16 protein-coding genes and 4 tRNA genes are annotated in these 17,640 nt (G+C 33.7%); 17 read left to right on the top strand and 3 right to left on the bottom strand.

Annotation, left to right across the window (positions count from 1 at the left end; all coding sequences use genetic code 11):
* Positions 1 to 36: 36 nt before the first annotated feature.
* The gene (gene lysS / locus ACM55H_RS08685; protein ID WP_416836130.1) at positions 37 to 1,746 is read right to left on the bottom strand and encodes a lysine--tRNA ligase; all 1,710 of its coding nucleotides are present in this window, start codon (positions 1,744 to 1,746) and stop codon (positions 37 to 39) included.
* Positions 1,747 to 1,951: 205 nt separating this feature from the next.
* On the opposite strand from lysS, the gene ACM55H_RS08680 reads away from it, so the two are divergent.
* Entirely contained in the window at positions 1,952 to 2,683 is a 732-nt protein-coding gene (locus ACM55H_RS08680) for a hypothetical protein (RefSeq protein WP_416836128.1), read from the top strand.
* A 117-nt stretch (positions 2,684 to 2,800) separates the two neighbouring features.
* Positions 2,801 to 3,511, top strand: a complete 711-nt coding sequence (gene lipB, locus ACM55H_RS08675; protein ID WP_416836127.1) for a lipoyl(octanoyl) transferase LipB — start codon at positions 2,801 to 2,803, stop codon at positions 3,509 to 3,511.
* Here lipB and ACM55H_RS08670 read toward each other — a convergent pair.
* Positions 3,508 to 4,167 (bottom strand): ribonuclease HII, encoded by a 660-nt coding sequence (locus ACM55H_RS08670; protein WP_416836126.1) that lies wholly within the window; start codon positions 4,165 to 4,167, stop codon positions 3,508 to 3,510. The two genes, lipB and ACM55H_RS08670, sit on opposite strands and share 4 nt — an antisense overlap.
* A 175-nt stretch (positions 4,168 to 4,342) precedes the next feature.
* Here ACM55H_RS08670 and ACM55H_RS08665 point away from each other — a divergent pair, with 175 nt between their 5' ends.
* The 5 genes from ACM55H_RS08665 (at position 4,343) to ACM55H_RS08645 (ending at position 10,137) form a co-directional block, all read left to right on the top strand.
* Complete coding sequence (locus tag ACM55H_RS08665; protein WP_416836125.1) at positions 4,343 to 6,301, top strand: putative porin; 1,959 nt, start codon at positions 4,343 to 4,345, stop codon at positions 6,299 to 6,301.
* 241 nt (positions 6,302 to 6,542) lie between these two features.
* Complete coding sequence (locus ACM55H_RS08660; RefSeq protein ID WP_416836124.1) at positions 6,543 to 7,904, top strand: pyridoxal-phosphate dependent enzyme; 1,362 nt, start codon at positions 6,543 to 6,545, stop codon at positions 7,902 to 7,904.
* A gap of 99 nt (positions 7,905 to 8,003) precedes the next feature.
* A complete protein-coding gene (locus tag ACM55H_RS08655) occupies positions 8,004 to 8,486 on the top strand; it encodes a 3'-5' exonuclease (protein WP_416836123.1) in 483 nt (160 codons plus the stop codon).
* Positions 8,487 to 8,540: 54 nt separating this feature from the next.
* Positions 8,541 to 9,812 carry a DUF2851 family protein gene (locus tag ACM55H_RS08650; protein ID WP_416836122.1) on the top strand — a complete coding sequence of 424 codons (1,272 nt, stop codon included), beginning with the start codon at positions 8,541 to 8,543 and terminating at the stop codon, positions 9,810 to 9,812.
* Between the two features lie 97 nt (positions 9,813 to 9,909).
* Complete coding sequence (locus ACM55H_RS08645) at positions 9,910 to 10,137, top strand: hypothetical protein (protein ID WP_039109053.1); 228 nt, start codon at positions 9,910 to 9,912, stop codon at positions 10,135 to 10,137.
* Positions 10,138 to 10,214: 77 nt separating this feature from the next.
* Here ACM55H_RS08645 and ACM55H_RS08640 read toward each other — a convergent pair whose 3' ends face one another.
* The gene (locus ACM55H_RS08640) at positions 10,215 to 11,693 is read right to left on the bottom strand and encodes an amino acid permease (protein WP_416836121.1); all 1,479 of its coding nucleotides are present in this window, start codon (positions 11,691 to 11,693) and stop codon (positions 10,215 to 10,217) included.
* Between the two features lie 312 nt (positions 11,694 to 12,005).
* On the opposite strand from ACM55H_RS08640, the gene ACM55H_RS08635 reads away from it, so the two are divergent.
* From ACM55H_RS08635 to ACM55H_RS08590, 10 genes are all read left to right on the top strand, one after another.
* Positions 12,006 to 12,890 carry a ComEA family DNA-binding protein gene (locus ACM55H_RS08635; protein ID WP_416836120.1) on the top strand — a complete coding sequence of 295 codons (885 nt, stop codon included), beginning with the start codon at positions 12,006 to 12,008 and terminating at the stop codon, positions 12,888 to 12,890.
* Between the two features lie 17 nt (positions 12,891 to 12,907).
* Positions 12,908 to 14,050: an acyl-CoA dehydrogenase family protein gene (locus tag ACM55H_RS08630; RefSeq protein WP_416836119.1), complete on the top strand. Its 1,143-nt coding sequence runs from the start codon at positions 12,908 to 12,910 to the stop codon at positions 14,048 to 14,050.
* A gap of 262 nt (positions 14,051 to 14,312) precedes the next feature.
* Positions 14,313 to 14,507: a 30S ribosomal protein S21 gene (gene rpsU / locus ACM55H_RS08625; RefSeq protein WP_035670421.1), complete on the top strand. Its 195-nt coding sequence runs from the start codon at positions 14,313 to 14,315 to the stop codon at positions 14,505 to 14,507.
* 69 nt (positions 14,508 to 14,576) lie between these two features.
* Positions 14,577 to 15,473, top strand: a complete 897-nt coding sequence (locus tag ACM55H_RS08620; protein WP_416836118.1) for a tyrosine-type recombinase/integrase — start codon at positions 14,577 to 14,579, stop codon at positions 15,471 to 15,473.
* 34 nt (positions 15,474 to 15,507) lie between these two features.
* Positions 15,508 to 15,810, top strand: coding sequence for a ribosome hibernation-promoting factor, HPF/YfiA family (gene hpf, locus ACM55H_RS08615; RefSeq protein ID WP_039109464.1), 303 nt, complete (start codon positions 15,508 to 15,510; stop codon positions 15,808 to 15,810).
* Between the two features lie 90 nt (positions 15,811 to 15,900).
* Positions 15,901 to 15,974 (top strand) — tRNA-Thr (locus ACM55H_RS08610).
* Between the two features lie 62 nt (positions 15,975 to 16,036).
* Positions 16,037 to 16,117: transfer RNA gene (locus ACM55H_RS08605), tRNA-Tyr, on the top strand.
* Between the two features lie 65 nt (positions 16,118 to 16,182).
* A tRNA-Thr gene (locus ACM55H_RS08600) sits at positions 16,183 to 16,254 on the top strand.
* Between the two features lie 59 nt (positions 16,255 to 16,313).
* Complete coding sequence (tuf, locus tag ACM55H_RS08595; RefSeq protein ID WP_039109058.1) at positions 16,314 to 17,501, top strand: elongation factor Tu; 1,188 nt, start codon at positions 16,314 to 16,316, stop codon at positions 17,499 to 17,501.
* Between the two features lie 61 nt (positions 17,502 to 17,562).
* Positions 17,563 to 17,633, top strand: a tRNA-Trp gene (locus ACM55H_RS08590).
* The last annotated feature ends 7 nt before the right edge of the window (positions 17,634 to 17,640 follow it).

The following is a 17,640-nucleotide window of genomic DNA, read 5'->3' as shown; positions in this document are numbered from 1 at the left end:
TTGAAGCTCCTTTTTTATATAATCAAACGGAATAAACTATTCAGCTAATTCCACCACTTTACTATCACCTACTAAAGCTACTTTCACTAAACCATGTTTAGCCAAGCCTTTCATGGCAGCATCCCATTTCTTTCCACTCAAATCTGATTTTACTTTCAATAATCCCAAATCCATTTTGCTTTCATTGGTTTTCAAAAGAGCAATGATTAATTTCTCTTCGTCTAACAATTCAATTTGAACTTGTTTTTTCTCTGGTCGCATTTGTGGAAACAACAATACTTCTTGAATAGAAGCATTATTAGTCAAATACATAATCAATCGGTCCATCCCAATTCCCATTCCAGATGTTGGTGGCATTCCATATTCTAAAGCTCTTAAGAAATCTTCATCGATAATTCCTGTGGCTTCATCATCTCCTTTTTCAGCCAATCTCATTTGGTCTTCAAAACGTTCTCTTTGGTCAATTGGGTCATTCAATTCAGAATAAGCGTTCGCTACTTCTTTACCACAAACCATTAATTCAAAACGTTCTGTCAATTCAGGATTGTCACGATGTTGCTTACACAATGGTGACATTTCCTTTGGATAATCCGTGATAAATGTTGGCTGAATATAATTTCCTTCGCATTTAGCGCCAAAAATCTCATCAATCAATTTTCCTTTACCCATCGTGGCATCCACATCAATTCCCATACCTCTGGCAGCGTCAAATAACTCTGTTTCACTCTTTCCAGAAATATCAAATCCAGTAAAATGTTTGATAGAATCGGTCATTGTAACTCGAGCATAAGGCGCTTTGAAATTGATGGTATGTTCTCCAAAAGTCACTTCTGATTTCCCATTTACGGCAATCGCGCAATGCTCCAAAAGATCTTCAGCAAATTTCATCATCCAATTGTAGTCTTTGTAGGCTACATATATTTCCATGGCAGTAAATTCCGGGTTGTGGGTACGGTCCATTCCTTCGTTACGGAAGTTTTTCGAAAACTCATACACCCCATCAAAACCACCAACAATCAATCTTTTTAAGTACAATTCATTCGCAATACGCATGTATAAAGGCATATCAAGCGAGTTGTGGTGCGTGATAAAAGGACGCGCAGCAGCTCCACCAGGAATTGGTTGTAAAACAGGAGTTTCTACCTCTAAATATCCTTTATCATTAAAGAAAGAACGCATCGCATTGAACAATTTAGTTCTCTTGATAAACGTTTCTTTAACATGATCGTTCACCGTTAAATCCACATAACGACGACGGTATCTTTGTTCCGGATCAGCAAAAGCATCGTGTGTTTTTCCATCAGCATCCGTTTTTACCACAGGAAGGGGTTTCAAAGCTTTTGCCAAAACCGTCAATCCATAAACATGAACGGATATTTCACCCACTTGCGTTTTGAAAACCGTTCCGCGAACCCCAATAAAATCGCCAATATCCAATAGTTTTTTGAAAACTACATTGTACATTGTTTTCTCCTCATCAGTCGAAATATCATCTCTCGAAACATAGATTTGAATACGCCCTTCAGCATCTTTCAATTCTGCAAATGAAGCTTTTCCCATGATACGCTTACCCATCAAACGTCCTGCTAAAACAACTTCTTTTCCTTCGTACTTCTCGAAATCGGCTAGGATTTCGCTGGAATAAGCGGTTGTCATAAATTCGGCTGCTGGATAAGGCTCAATGCCTAAATTGCGTAATTCGGTAAGTGCTTCTCTACGTAATATTTCTTGTTCGGATAATGCCATTTTATGCTGTTTTTAAGAGCGCAAAGATACTGTATAAGTAGCAAAGTAGCAAAGTGCTAACCGTTTTTTGGAGCTATTTCCAGCTTTCCGTTATAATCTTTTTATTTTTAAAGAAAAAATAAAAAGGATTTCCACTGTAATCTGGGCTAGGGATTGTAGTTATTATTTTACATTTGGTAAAAATTACGATTCAAAATCATAAAAATTGAAAAATAAAATTTACGCTTTTTTGCTTTTAGGGCTACTCGCTGCAAGCTGCCAAATCACCGAAACCATCTATTTAAACCAGGACGGAACGGGGAAAATAGAAACCGAATCACTTCGCGACGAACACAGTTACATGCAATTAGCGGGTGAAAATTATTCCAAAGAAGAAAAATTTGAGGATACAACTTACGTTTTTAAGGATTTTATAACGAAATATTCGGAAACATTTTCAAAACTTCCACCATCCGAAAAAGCTATTTTTCAAAAATATGCAACGGTAAACGTTCACATCAAGAAAAGTTCCTACGAGAAAGAATTTCGAACAAAAATCAATCAAAACTTCGATAAAATAGAAGCAGTACCAGATTTATACAAAACCCAGGAATATGCAGATGATTTAGAACACAATTATGCCTTGACTGCCGAAGAACATTATTATAAAGTCAGCTACACTTTTGACGGAAGTCTTTTTAAAAGGACAGTGAAAATTACTAATGAAGTCGAATTAAAAAAACAGCAAGATAAAATTGCTGACTTGAAAACCCGAGTGGCTAATTTTAAAATCAATCAGCCTTATATTTTAAAATATCATTTTCCTCGAAAAATAAAATCAGTTTCGAATGCAAATGCAAAAATAAGCGAAGATAAAAAAGCATTAGAATTGCAATTTCTAATAACAGATTGTTTACAAAATCCAGAAAGCACAAATTTAGAGGTGATTTTGGAATAAGAATTTTAAACTAAAGATCTAACGGAACACTGCATTATTCATTCTTGAAAACTTTGTACCTTTGCCAATCAAAAATTAGTGAACGAAATAGGATTCCTTCGTTCCACGCAATGACAAATGAACAAAACCATCCAACTTCAAGATTTAGAGAACAAAGATTACAAGGAAACTTGGGAATACCAAGAAGAATTGTTCAAAGGAATAGTTGACTTAAAAATTAAAAATAGGAGAGAGGAAACGAGTTTACAAACGCCTAATTATTTCCTTTTTGTGGAACATCCTCATGTGTATACTTTGGGTAAAAGTGGCGATTTAAGTAATTTACTTTTATCCGAAAAACAACTCGAAGCCAAAGGAGCGACGTTCTATAAAATCAATCGTGGCGGCGATATTACGTATCACGGCCCCGGACAAATTGTAGGTTATCCAATTATTGACTTAGAAAATTTCTTTACTGATATTCATAAATACTTGCGTTTTCTGGAAGAAGCCATTATTCTTACCCTTCAAGAATATGGAATTTCTTGTGGCAGAAGTGAAGGCGAAACAGGTGTTTGGTTGGACGCAGGAACTCCATTTGCTCGAAAAATTTGTGCTATGGGTGTTCGCGCTTCCCGTTGGGTAACCATGCATGGATTTGCTTTAAACGTAAATGCTGATTTGGGTTATTTTGATAACATCATTCCGTGTGGAATTCGCGGTAAAGCAGTAACTTCATTAAACATAGAACTCGGAGTTGAAAGAGTAAATGAAGAAGAAGTCAAAGAAAAAATCCTGAAGCATTTCTCCATTCTTTTTGATGCGACTTTTGAGAAATCTGAAATCTAAATTTCTAATTTTAACTGTTCCGGCAATAGTCGAAATGTCATTCGGTGATATTTCGTTATCCCGTATTTTCGTATTGCTTCACGATGTTCTTTGGTAGGATAGCCTTTATTTTGTTTCCAGTTGTACATGGGGAACTCCTCATGAATGCGATTCATATAATCATCCCGATAAGTTTTTGCCAATACTGAGGCAGCAGCAATACTCATAAATTTAGAATCCCCTTTTACGATACTGGTATTTGGAATCGAATTTAAAATTTCGAGTTCAGCTACAGTAAAAATTTTTCCTCCACGGTTTTTTATTCCTTTTTTATGGATTAATGGCGCATTTCCATCAACAATAATATATTCGGGTTTGGGATGGAGTTTTAGAATACTTTCCTGCATCGCTTTTATAGATGCATTCAGAATATTGATTTCGTCAATTATCAGGGGCTCAAGATGCGTTACTGCAAAGGAAATGGCTTGTTGTTCAATGATAGGGCGTAATTTTTCTCTGGCTTTTTCGGATAATTGTTTACTGTCGTTCAGGATTGCGTTTTCAAAATCAAAAGGTAATATAACGGCTGCTGCAGTAACTGGACCGGCAAGACAGCCACGACCCGCTTCATCAGTTCCGCTTTCGAGGATAATTTTCGAAAAATTGTTTTCGAGCATGTTGTATTTTTTTAAAGAAACAAATATTATAAAATTTTCGCTGTAAAAACCCGTTAGTTATCTATTTGTTATAACAATCCTATAAAATGCTGTGTTTTTTTATTTATATGTTTTTATAAATTACCTTTGCTTGATTAAAAGTGTAAAAATAATTGCCTAATTATACCCCATTCAAATGAGAATTTTCTTTTTTTTTATTTTTATATCATTCTCCACTTTGCTGTTTTCTCAAGAAAGGAATAGTAAAGAATTAGATTACAATAGCAAATACAACGGTTCCGATTCTATCAAAAAGGTAAAACAACCGGTTGCTACCATAGATATGTATCGCGTGATTACTTTGGATCGAGACACAACTTACATAGATACTTCACTTACTATCCAAAAAGAATACAGCCATAATTATTTGCGAAAAGATATTTTTGGACTTTTGCCTTTTGCAAATGAAGGTCAAACGTATAATACATTGCAATATAGTTTAACTGATTTTTCACCTTTACCAGAATTTGGTTTCAAAGCGAAACATTTTAATTTTCTGGAGGCAAACCAAATACGATATAGTTCAGTTGCCACTCCAGTTACCGAATTATATTTTAAAAGTGTCATGCAAAAAGGGCAATCGACAGATGCATTCATTACTTTAAACACGTCTGAAAACCTTAATTTTTCTATAGCTTACAGAGGATTGCGCTCTCAGGGAGAATATTTAAATCAATTGGCAAGTACTGGAAATTTTAGATTTACCGTAAGTTATAATACTAAAAATAAGCGCTATTATTCTAATGCGCATTTTACATCACAAGATATTTTAAATGAAGAAAACGGTGGAATTACAACCATTAGTGATTTCGAAAGTGAAGATCCAAAATACAATAACAGACAACGATTTGAAGTCTTTTTTTTAGATGCTAAATCATTTCTGAAAGGGAAAAGAATATTCTTAGATCACAATTTTAGAATAAATGCAAACAAAGGAGCAAATAATTTATATGTAACGCACCAATTTAATTATGAAAATAAGTTTTTCGAATACAATCAGGTAACCGTTCCTTCTACCGTGGGTTCGGAAATTGTATATCGATTTGGAGCTTCTTTCAAAGATAGTGGAATCAATGATCAAACCCGTTACAATAAAATGTATAATAGAGCCGGGTTGATTTATGAGAACACAACTTTAGGAAAATTTCAGTTTTTTGTAGATGATTTTAGGTCTAATTATTACTACAACCAGATATTAATTTTTGATAATAAAACGGTTCCGGGTTCTTTGGCTCAAAAAATAAATAATGCAGGAGGGCAATATGAGTATCAAAAAAATAAATGGAATGGGAAATTTTTGTATTCAAGATCGATTACGAATCAATCTTTATCAAATTTGGATGCTAAAGTTAAATATGATTTCAATGATGAAACGCAGTTGTCATTTCAATATCAAAACATAAATAAGTTGCCAAATAATAATTACAACCTGTATCAGAGTAGTTATGTTCAATACAACTGGTCAAATGATTTCAAGAATGAAAAAATAAACTCAATTAGCGCTAATGCAATTACACCGTGGTTTAATGCCTCGTTACAGTATTCTGTGCTTAACGATCATTTGTATTTTAATGATGTTTCAACCGATGCGCAAATATTGGCACGTACTCAAATCGTTACTCCGGTACAATACGCTAATACCATAAATTATTTGTCCGTGAAAGTGAACAAAGAATTGAAATTTGGTAGTTTTGCATTAGATAATACTGTTTTGTATCAAAAAGTAGATCAGCAAGATAATATTTTAAACGTTCCTGAAATTGTGACGAGAAATACATTCTATTACTCGGGTTCTTTTTTCAAAAAGAAAGCTTTGTTTTTGCAAACAGGTATTTCTTTGAATTATTTTACGAAATATTTTGCCAATGATTATAATCCGGTAATCGGAGAATTTTTTGTCCAGAATAAAAAGGAAATTGGCAATTCTCCAAACCTTGATTTCTTTATTAATGCTAAGATTCAAAGAACCAGAATTTACTTTAAAGCTGAGCATTTTAATTCTTCTTTATCGGGTAACAATTTTTACGCGTCACCTAATAATCCTTCTCGTGATTTTACAATCCGTTTTGGACTGGTTTGGAATTTCTTCAATTAATAAATAGTAGCACACTATTTAGCAAAAAGTCCTTTTTCAATGCTAACCGATATACTTTTACTCGCTAGAGAATAAGCGAGTGAAGGGTATTACTTTAAATAAAATTCAAGGAACTCCCAATAAAATAAAGTATAGCGAATTAATAAGGAGTGTAAAATTCTTTATGCAGGATTTTTTTGTAACAATATGCTATCTTTGTGTTGTGATTTATAACAACGAACACTCTTAAATGAATAATAAAATGCAGTACGCAGAAAACATATTAGGCACAATAGGCAACACACCATTAGTTAAACTTAATAAAGTTGTTGCTGGTATAGATGCTTTGGTACTTGCTAAAGTAGAAACCTTCAATCCTGGAAATTCCGTAAAAGACAGAATGGCCGTTAAAATGATTGAAGATGCCGAAGCGGATGGAAGACTAAAACCAGGAGGAACAATTATTGAAGGGACTTCAGGAAATACAGGAATGGGATTGGCATTAGTGGCTATCATAAAAGGGTACAAACTTATTTGTGTGATTTCGGATAAACAGTCCAAAGAAAAAATGGATATTCTTCGTGCCGTAGGTGCAAAAGTGGTAGTTTGCCCTACCGATGTTGAACCTACCGATCCACGGTCGTATTATTCTGTTTCTAAAAGATTAGCGGAAGAGACACCTAATTCCTGGTATGTAAACCAATACGATAATCCATCCAATTCTTTAGCACATTATGAGCAAACCGGACCTGAAATTTGGGAACAAACTGGCGGTAAAATCACTCATTTTGTATCGGGTGTAGGAACTGGAGGAACAATTTCCGGAGTTGGAAAATATTTGAAAGAAAAAAATCCAAATATTAAAATTTGGGGAATTGATACGTATGGTTCTGTGTTTAAAAAGTACCATGAAACAGGAATTTTCGACGAAAATGAAATCTATTCTTACATTACCGAAGGAATTGGCGAAGACATATTACCAAAAAATGTTGATTTCTCTTTGATTGATGGTTTTACAAAAGTAACCGACAAAGATGCGGCGGTTTATACCCGAAAAATTGCACTTGAAGAAGGGATTTTTGTAGGCAATTCTGCTGGTGCAGCCGTAAAAGGATTATTACAGCTTAAAGAACATTTCAAACCCGAAGATGTGGTGGTTGTCTTGTTTCATGATTCAGGAAGTCGCTATGTAGGTAAAATGTTCAATGACGATTGGATGCGTGAAAGAGGGTTTTTGGATGAAGAAATCAAAAAAGCGGAAGATGTTATCAAAGATCATATCGACAAACCATTGATTGTAGTTCGTACAGAAGAATTAGTTTCACACGCTATTGAAAGAATGCGTAAATACAAGATTTCTCAAATTCCGGTGATTGATGTCACAGGTTTTGTAGGTTCAGTTGATGAAAGTGATTTGTTCCAAAGTTATGTTGCAGATAAAAATGTAGCGGATAGACCTATTAAAGAAATTATGGGAAAACCATTTCCAATCGTAAAATTAGGAACCTCAATAGAAGAAGTTTCGAAATTATTTACCAAAGAAAACGATGCGGTTTTGGTTGAATTAGAGAATGGAAATCACCATATTATTACTAAATATGATATTATTGGATCGATAAAATAAGAATATATTTTTCAAGTATTAAAATTTTCATAACCACAAATTTGACGAATTAAATTCGTTAAATTTGTGGTTTTTTAGTTTTATAAAAATGCAAATTTAATGACCTTCACTGCTATAGATTTTGAAACCGCAACAGCATTCCATCCTTGCTCCGTAGGTATTGTTACCGTAGAAAACGGAATAATTGTAGATGAGTTTGTCAGTTTAATCAAGCCGCCAAATAATTTATATTCTCCTTTTACGATTCAAGTGCATGGAATTTATCCACGGGATACGGTGAATGCAAAATCATTCGCGCAAGTATATCCAGAAATTCAAAAACGGCTACAAAATAGGGTTATTGTAGCTCATAATGAGAGTTTCGACAGAAATGTTCTTGCCAAATCAATGGCGCTTTATGGTTTAGATTATGCTGATTTGAATATCGCTTCTCGTTGGGAATGCACGGTAAAAATTTACAAATCCAAAGGATTAAAACCAACTAAACTAAGTGATTGTTGCCGGGAAATGAATATTTCATTAAATCATCACGAAGCATTATCCGATGCTCGTGCTTGCGCTAAATTGTATTTATTGAAATAAATTTCTCTCATTTCTGTTTTTTTCTTACTTTAGTCTTTCATCTAAAATATTAAAATGAAAGAAGATTTCCTCCATTACCTCTGGAAATTCAAGAAGTTCGATACCTTGAATTTAAAAACGTTCAACAATGAGGGAGTCACAATTATCAATGTAGGTCAATTTCTTGAATTGGCGGGTCCTGATTTCTTTAATGCTCAAATTACTATTGGTGAGCAGAAATGGGCCGGAAACGTTGAAATTCATCTTAAATCTTCAGATTGGTATGTGCATCATCACGAAAAAGATGCGAGTTATGAAAATGTAATTTTACATGTAGTTTGGGAACATGACACAGAGATTTTTAGAAGCAACAATACTGAAATTCCGGTTTTGGAACTCAAAAAATATGTTGAAAAAGAAACAGTTGAGAATTACCAATCTTTAATGGCTCCTAAGTCTTGGATTTTTTGCGAAAAGCAACTAAAAGAGATTGACGAATTTGCTTTTAAAAACTGGCAAGAACGGTTATTTTTTGAACGTTTAGAAAGGAAATCCCAACCTATATTTGATTTATTGGAACAAACTAACCAAGATTGGGAAGCGGTTTTATTTTGTCTTTTAGCGAAGAGTTTTGGTCTAAATATGAATGGAGAAATCTTTTTAAAAATAGCACAATCTATTCCCTTTTCAATAATTAGAAAAGAAAGTTTTGAAGTGGAGAATCTTGAAGCTTTGATTTTTGGAGCCTCTGGATTATTGGATTCAGAAAAAGAAGATAATTATTTCAAAGATTTAAAATTCAGGTATTTCTATTTGTTGCATAAATATCAAATAGAGAAAGTGTGTATAGAACCCGTTCAGTTTTTTAAGCACCGTCCTGATAATTTTCCTACGATACGACTTTCTCAATTGGCCAATTTATACCACAGTCAGCAAAATTTATTTTCTAAAATAAGCACTCTAAATTCATTAAAAGATATTTACGGAGTGTTTCAAGTATCCGCTTCAGAATATTGGTTGAATCATTATCAATTTGACAAAGAAAGTCCGAAGAAAAAGAAATCGCTTTCTAAATCTTTCATAGATTTGATTGTTATAAATACTATCATTCCGCTTCAGTTTGCTTTTGCAAAAAGTCAAGGAAAGGAAATTTCGGAGGATTTGATAGGTCTTTTAAATGAAGTCGCTCCAGAGAAAAATGCGGTTATGGATAAATTTAGTTCTTTTGGAATACAATCAAAAAGTGCTTTTGAAACGCAATCTTTGTTGCAACTCAAAAATGAATATTGTAATAAAAGTAAATGTTTAGAATGTTCCGTAGGGATGGAATTGTTGAAAAAAAGTTGATTCAGTTATTTTTGTATTTGTTTACTGGAGATTGCTGTAATGTTGTAAATTTGTTTTTCGAATAAACGAATAAGCATTCAACTAATAAACTAAAAAAATGTCAGTAGTAATCAAGCTCAAATTTTTTTTTGAGAAACACGGCTTTCATGTTTCTTCCCGTATGGCTGATACATTAGGAATGCGGGCTAGTAGTGTGCGATTGTTTTTTATTTATTTGTCGTTTGTTACTGTTGGATTATGGTTTGCCGTTTATTTGACATTGGCTTTTTGGATTCGTTTGAAGGATTTAATTCGGGCTAAACGCACTTCTGTTTTTGATTTGTAAAGTAATATAAATAAGAAAAAGGGATTATAAAGTATTTAAGTACTTCATAACCCCTTTTTTATTTTGTGAAAATAAATTTATTCTTTAGTATTGTTTAATACGCTATTTTTCTTTCCATAAGCAAAATAGAAAATAACACCTATTACCATCCATGCAAAAAGTCTAAGCCAGTTTGTCCAACCTAAGCCTGCCATCATCAAAACGCAAGTGATAACTCCTAAAATTGGAACTAAAGGTACGAATGGTGTTTTGAATTCGCGAACCATGTTTGGTTCTTTTTTTCTTAGAATTATTACTGATACACATACTAATGAAAAAGCAAACAATGTTCCAATACTAGTCATGTCACCTACAATATCTCCAGGAATAAAAGCGGCAAATGCACCAACAATTATTAAAATAGCGATATTAGCTTTGTATGGTGTTTTGTATTTTGGATGTAAGTCGCTAAACATTTTAGGCAATAAGCCATCTTTACCCATTGCATAAAATACTCTGGATTGTCCTAATAGCATCACTAAAATTACAGAAGAAAATCCTGCCAAAATAGCTACAGTTACTAATTGACCTAACCAAGCGTATCCAATCATGTATTTGTTAATTGCAAATGCCACAGAAGCTTCTTTACCACCTGTTCTAAAATCTTCTATAGTTGCTACTCCAGTAAGAACATGAGCAAATAAAATATATAATACGGTGCAAATAGCTAATGAACCCAAGATACCTATAGGCATATTTCTTTTTGGGTTTATCGTTTCCTGTGCAGCTGTACTTACTGCATCGAATCCTATAAAAGCAAAGAAAACGGTTCCGGCTGCTCCAATTATTCCCCAAAAGCCTCCAAATTTATGATCGATACCATGTTCATCTGTGAAAATTGAACTTGCTGGAATATAAGGAGTGTGATTTGCTGGATTTACAAAATGCCATCCTATAATAATAATTAATATTACGATAGCAACTTTTACAATTACAATGATTCCATTAACAAAAGCTGATTCTTGAATTCCTTTTATTAATAATAAACTAATAATTCCAACTATAAATAATGCAGGTAAGTTAATCATTCCATGTTCACCAGTTATTGGATCAGTTTGAAATGGAGAATGTGACAACGAAAAGGGTATTGGACTCATGTGTAGCACATTGACCAGTAAATTGTTGAGGTATTCACTCCAAGCGATTCCTACAGTGGCAGCTCCTACGGCATATTCAAGAATTAAATCCCAACCAATAATCCAGGCTAAAAATTCACCCATTGTTGCATAAGTATAGGTGTAAGCACTACCAGAAATAGGAATTGAAGAAGAAAGCTCTGCATAACACAATCCGGCTAATGCGCATCCAATTGCAGCAACAATAAACGCTATTGTTACAGATGGTCCTGCATTTTGTGAAGCAGCCATTGCCGTTCTTACAAACAATCCTGCGCCAATTATGGCACCAATGCCTAATGCAATTAGAGTCCAAGCGGTTAATGTTCTTTTTAATCCCTTTTCAGAATCAGCGGCCTCTGCTAAAAGCTGAGCTAATGGTTTTCTTTTCCAAATAGACATGTTTTGTGTGTTTTTTTGTTATTAAGCTCCAAATGTATTCTTTTTTATAAAAAATAAAAACAATAATTTAAATAAATTTTATAAAATAAAAAAAACCTAACAATATTTTAATAAATGAATAATAATTATTTTAATGGCTTAATTTTATTAATTACATAAAAAATATAATGTTATTTTTTTAAATTCTTATTTTAAAGTTGTAAAATTTTCGATAAGAAAATATAAGTTGAATTGATTTTTATTCTATTTTTAAATTTAAATAGTTTTCTTATTTTTAGCTATTAAAATAAGTTTTTTAATCAAATTAAAATAATGAATTTCAGAACGATGGTTGCCTATTTTAAATTTTCTCGTGAACAACGTACAGGTGTGTTTTTATTATTTGCGATTATCATTGTTTTGCAATCGGTTTATTTTTTTGTTGATTTTAGTGCTGTCGTGAAAAATTATCCGGAGAAACAGAAATGGCTTTCACTACAATCTCAAATTGATTCCATGAAAACTGATAATTCTAAGGATTTTCCTAAAATATATCCTTTCAATCCTAATTTTATAACAGACTATAAAGGATATAAACTAGGAATGTCAGTTCAGGAAATTGACCGCTTGTTGGCTTTTAGAAAAGAAAACAAATATGTTAATTCTGCAGAGGAATTTCAAAACGTGACTAAAGTTTCGGATTCGTTATTAAATGTAATTGCTCCCTTTTTTAAATTTCCAGATTGGGTAAATAATAAAAAAGAATATAAAGCATATAAAAATTATCAAGATCAGGCTTTCGCCAAAAAGGAAAAAATTGTTTTAATCGATATCAATTTGGCCACCAAAGAAGATTTGATAAAAATTTATGGAATAGGCGAGGCCATATCTCTTCGGATTTTAAAGCAAAAAGAAAGCTTAGGCGGGTTTGTTTCAATGGAACAAATGAAAGATGTTTGGGGATTATCACCTGAAGTTATTGAAAATTTGAATACCCATTTTAAAATTTCAGCTCTACCAAATTTTAAAAAGATAGACATTAATAATGCTTCTTTAAAAGAGCTTTCCCAGTTTTATTATTTTAGATATGCTTTAGCCAAAGAAATTGTGACTTATAGAAGTATGACAGGAAATATTAAGAATATTGAGGATTTAACAAAAATTAAGGGATTTCCTGTTGATAAAGCAAATTTAATTGGCTTATATTTGGACTTTTAAAATAAAACACTGTCACAATGAACTTTGATTACAACGAAACGCAATCTATGATTGCACAATCTATAAGAGATTTTGCTGAAAAAGAAATTCGTCCAAATATAATGGAGTGGGATGAAGCACAAACATTTCCTGTGCCTTTGTTTAAAAAATTAGGTGAAATGGGGTTTATGGGTGTTTTAGTACCAGAAGAACTTGGAGGTTCTGGATTAGGATACCATGAGTACATTACTATTGTAGAAGAAATATCAAAAGTAGATCCATCTATTGGACTATCAGTAGCAGCTCACAATTCTTTATGTACGAATCATATTTTGACTTTTGGAAACGAAGAACAAAAGAAAAGATGGATTCCGAAACTAGCCACTGCTGAGCATATAGGTGCTTGGGGATTGACAGAACATGATACAGGATCAGATGCGGGTGGAATGAATACTACTGCAAAAAAAGATGGAGATTTCTGGATTGTCAATGGAGCTAAGAATTTCATTACGCACGCCATTTCGGGAGATATCGCTGTGGTTATTGTTCGTACCGGTGAAAAAGGAGATTCGAAAGGAATGACTGCTTTTGTATTCGAAAAAGGAATGCCAGGTTTTGCCTCAGGAAAAAAAGAAAATAAATTAGGGATGCGTGCCAGCGAAACTGCTGAATTGATATTTGATAATTGTCGTATTCCTGATGCTAACAGATTAGGGGAAGTAGGACAAGGTTTTATTCAAGCGATGAAAGTTTTAGATGGAGGAAGAATATCGATAGGAGCATTGTCATTAGGGATCGCAAAAGGTGCTTATGAAGCTGCATTAAAATATTCGAAAGAAAGGCATCAATTTGGACAACCAATTTGTGAATTTCAAGGAATTTCATTCAAGTTAGCTGATATGGCAACTGAAATTGAAGCTTCGGAATTGTTGTTGCATAAAGCGGCTTTCTTGAAACAACAACACAAACCGGTTACCACGATGGGAGCTATGGCTAAAATGTATGCTTCAGAAGTTTGTGTAAAAGTTGCGAATGAAGCGGTGCAAATTCATGGTGGATATGGTTATATTAAAGATTATCCAGTGGAGAAATTCTATAGAGATTCTAAATTGTGTACCATTGGGGAAGGTACAACTGAAATTCAAAAAATAGTAATTTCCAGAAATTTGTTGAAAGAATAGTTTTTGAAAATTTGAATATAGTATAAAGAGTCAAGATGCATTAAATTGTAGATTGGCTCTTTTTTTTTGCGTGAAGGATGGAAGAGGAAAGCCCGGAATGCAATGAGGACTTGCAACGGACAGCCTGACGGCGGGATAGAGACGTTTTGTGAATGATGAAAGTGGTGTTCGCCGGCACGCCCAAAAATAATCTATAATTCATGACTCGTAATTCAAAATAATGTTTACTTTTGCACACTTAAAGAAAGGGGGTGTCTATATTATGTTAATTATACCAATTAAAGACGGAGAAAATATCGATAGAGCGTTAAAACGTTACAAAAGAAAATTTGATAAAACAGGAACTGTTCGTCAATTAAGAGCACGTACTGCTTTTATTAAGCCTTCAGTTACAAATAGAATCAAAATTCAAAAAGCGGCTTATATCCAAAATATGAGAGATAACTTAGAGAGTTAGTCAATATCTATTAGAATAAAGTACCGTTAGTCATTAAAGTTTTATAACTTTGATGCTAACGGTTTTTTTATGGCTACTAATAAAGATGCATTTCGGGATTATCTACAGTTGGAGAAAAAATACTCTTCGCATACTGTAACTGCGTATTGCAATGATATTGCTTCTTTTGAGTCGTTCAATACGATTCATTTTGATCAAGAGAATATTGAGCAAGTTAATTATAGTCAAATTAGAACTTGGATTGTTTCTCTTGTTGATAATGATATATCAAATACCTCGGTTAATAGAAAAATTGCATCCTTAAAAGCATTTTATAAATTTCTATTAAAAACAAAACAAATAAAGTTGAGTCCGCTATTGAAACACAAAGCGCTAAAGACTCCTAAAATAGTACAAATTCCGTTTTCTGAAAAAGAAGTTGAAGATGCATTAGGTCATTTGCAAAATCCTGTAGGCTTTGAGGAAATAAGAAATAAGCTTATAGTTGATTTATTTTATACTACCGGCATGCGAAGAACGGAGTTGATTCATTTAAAAGTAGTTAATGTCAATTTGCCTAGTGCCACAATCAAAGTGCTGGGAAAAAGGAATAAGGAGCGGATATTGCCAGTTTTGCCGATAATTATAAATCAGTTTTCTTTATATTTAAAGGAGCGCTCTTTCATGCTGTCAATAGTGGATGACGATTATTTTTTTCTCACAAAAAAAGGGTTAAAATTAAATGATTCTTTTGTGTATCGATTAATAAATTCTTACTTTAGTGCTGTCTCCGAGAAAGTAAAAAAGAGTCCGCATATATTGAGACATACGTTTGCAACTCATTTATTAAATAACGGAGCCGATTTGAACTCAGTAAAAGAATTATTAGGACATTCCAGTTTGGCGTCAACGCAAATATATACGCACAATAGTTTGGCGGAACTAAAAAAAGTATATGGAGATGCACATCCAAGGAATCAGAAGTAATTCGGAAATGTTTAACTATTAAAAAATAATGATTATGAAGGTAAATGTTCATGCAGTTAACTTTACTGTTGACAAAAAGCTAGTTGATTTTGTTCAAGAAAGAATGGACAAGTTAGAAAAATATTACGATAAGGTGGTATCCGTGGATGTTTTTTTAAAAGTTGAAAAGACAAGTGATAAAGAGAACAAAATTGCTGAGATAAAAATTAATGTTCCGGGTGATGATTTTGTGGTTAAAAAGCAGTGTAAAATTTTTGAAGAAGCAGTGGAGCTTTGTGCTGAATCTTTAGAACGATTGTTGGTAAAAAGGAAAGAAAAAATAAGTTCGCACATTTAATATAAATTTTTTTGAAAAAATGTTTTGATTGAGAGATAAAATCTCTACATTTGCAGTCCGTTAGAAATAGCGGACTTTTTTATTGATATTGCCAGCGTAGCTCAGTTGGCTAGAGCAGCTGATTTGTAATCAGCAGGTCGTGGGTTCGAGTCCCTCCGCCGGCTCTAAAAATTTATTTCCAAAGCGTTTGGAAATAGTTCTTTTAAAGTACTGGAAATCAATAAAAGGGGAGATACTCAAGCGGCCAACGAGGGCAGACTGTAAATCTGCTGTGTAAACTTCGCAGGTTCGAATCCTGCTCTCCCCACAAAAGAAAGTTTGAAAAATCGAATTTTTAAATTTGAATGTTGAACTTTTAATGAAGATTTCTCTGCCGGTGTAGCTCAGGGGTAGAGTGCTTCCTTGGTAAGGAAGAGGTCTCGGGTTCAATTCCCGACATTGGCTCAAAATGAAATATTTGAACACTAATAAATTATAATAACTAAGATTAAAAATTAAGTAAAATGGCAAAAGAAAATTTTAATCGTTCCAAACCGCACTTAAATATAGGTACAATTGGACACGTAGATCACGGAAAAACTACTTTAACTGCAGCAATAACGAAAGTATTATCTGATGCTGGTTACTGTCAAGCAAAATCATTTGATCAAATTGATAATGCTCCTGAAGAAAAAGAAAGAGGTATTACAATTAATACATCTCACGTTGAGTATGAAACTGCTAATCGTCATTACGCTCACGTTGACTGTCCAGGTCACGCGGATTACGTAAAAAACATGGTTACAGGTGCTGCTCAAATGGATGGTGCTATTCTTGTTGTAGCTGCTACTGATGGACCAATGCCACAAACACGTGAGCATATCCTTTTAGGACGTCAGGTAGGTATTCCTAGAATGGTTGTATTCATGAATAAAGTGGATATGGTTGATGATGAGGAATTACTTGAATTAGTTGAGATGGAAATCAGAGACTTGTTATCTTTCTACGAATATGATGGAGATAATGGTCCTGTTGTTCAAGGTTCAGCTTTAGGTGGATTGAATAATGATCCAGTTTGGGTACCAAAAATTCTTGAATTGATGGAAGCTGTTGATGCTTGGATCGAAGAGCCGGTAAGAGACGTTGCAAAACCTTTCTTGATGCCTGTTGAAGATGTGTTTTCAATCACTGGTCGTGGAACTGTTGCTACAGGTCGTATCGAAACAGGTGTTGCTAATACTGGGGATCCGGTTGAGATCATTGGTATGGGAGCTGAAAAATTAACTTCTACTATTACAGGAGTTGAGATGTTCCGTAAAATCCTTGATAGAGGAGAAGCTGGAGATAACGTGGGTATTCTTTTAAGAGGTATTCAAAAAGAAGACATCAAAAGAGGAATGGTTATTTGTAAGCCAGGTTCAGTTAAACCACATGCTACTTTCAAAGCTGAGGTTTATATCTTGAAAAAAGAAGAAGGTGGTCGTCACACACCATTCCATAATAACTACCGTCCACAGTTTTACGTACGTACAACTGACGTAACAGGTATCATTACTTTGCCAGCAGGTGTAGAGATGGTTATGCCTGGGGATAACTTAACTATTGATGTTGTATTGCTTAGTGCAATTGCATTAAATGTTGGTTTACGTTTTGCTATCCGTGAAGGTGGTAGAACAGTAGGTGCAGGTCAGGTAACTGAGATTGTAGCATAATCCTATAAATAAAATTATGAAGCCAGTAACTTCTTAGGTTGTTACTGGCTTTTATTAACAGACGGGCGTAGTTCAAGGGTAGAATAGCGGTCTCCAAAACCGTTGATGGGGGTTCGAATCCCTCCGCCCGTGCAAATAA

Source organism: Flavobacterium cryoconiti (assembly GCF_048158645.1).
Classification (GTDB): domain Bacteria; phylum Bacteroidota; class Bacteroidia; order Flavobacteriales; family Flavobacteriaceae; genus Flavobacterium; species Flavobacterium cryoconiti.
This window is presented reverse-complemented; position numbering and strand designations above follow the sequence as displayed.

What these genes read in the sequence shown, in the direction of transcription:
- rpsU (WP_035670421.1), top strand. Translation starts at nt 14,313, where the DNA reads ATGTTAATTATACCAATTAAAGACGGAGAAAATATCGATAGAGCGTTA.
- tuf (WP_039109058.1), top strand. Translation starts at nt 16,314, where the DNA reads ATGGCAAAAGAAAATTTTAATCGTTCCAAACCGCACTTAAATATAGGT.
- ACM55H_RS08640 (WP_416836121.1), bottom strand. Translation starts at nt 11,693, where the DNA reads ATGTCTATTTGGAAAAGAAAACCATTAGCTCAGCTTTTAGCAGAGGCC.
- ACM55H_RS08645 (WP_039109053.1), top strand. Translation starts at nt 9,910, where the DNA reads ATGTCAGTAGTAATCAAGCTCAAATTTTTTTTTGAGAAACACGGCTTT.
- ACM55H_RS08655 (WP_416836123.1), top strand. Translation starts at nt 8,004, where the DNA reads ATGACCTTCACTGCTATAGATTTTGAAACCGCAACAGCATTCCATCCT.
- ACM55H_RS08620 (WP_416836118.1), top strand. Translation starts at nt 14,577, where the DNA reads ATGGCTACTAATAAAGATGCATTTCGGGATTATCTACAGTTGGAGAAA.
- ACM55H_RS08630 (WP_416836119.1), top strand. Translation starts at nt 12,908, where the DNA reads ATGAACTTTGATTACAACGAAACGCAATCTATGATTGCACAATCTATA.
- ACM55H_RS08635 (WP_416836120.1), top strand. Translation starts at nt 12,006, where the DNA reads ATGAATTTCAGAACGATGGTTGCCTATTTTAAATTTTCTCGTGAACAA.
- hpf (WP_039109464.1), top strand. Translation starts at nt 15,508, where the DNA reads ATGAAGGTAAATGTTCATGCAGTTAACTTTACTGTTGACAAAAAGCTA.
- ACM55H_RS08670 (WP_416836126.1), bottom strand. Translation starts at nt 4,167, where the DNA reads ATGCTCGAAAACAATTTTTCGAAAATTATCCTCGAAAGCGGAACTGAT.
- lipB (WP_416836127.1), top strand. Translation starts at nt 2,801, where the DNA reads ATGAACAAAACCATCCAACTTCAAGATTTAGAGAACAAAGATTACAAG.
- ACM55H_RS08665 (WP_416836125.1), top strand. Translation starts at nt 4,343, where the DNA reads ATGAGAATTTTCTTTTTTTTTATTTTTATATCATTCTCCACTTTGCTG.
- ACM55H_RS08660 (WP_416836124.1), top strand. Translation starts at nt 6,543, where the DNA reads ATGCAGTACGCAGAAAACATATTAGGCACAATAGGCAACACACCATTA.
- lysS (WP_416836130.1), bottom strand. Translation starts at nt 1,746, where the DNA reads ATGGCATTATCCGAACAAGAAATATTACGTAGAGAAGCACTTACCGAA.
- ACM55H_RS08650 (WP_416836122.1), top strand. Translation starts at nt 8,541, where the DNA reads ATGAAAGAAGATTTCCTCCATTACCTCTGGAAATTCAAGAAGTTCGAT.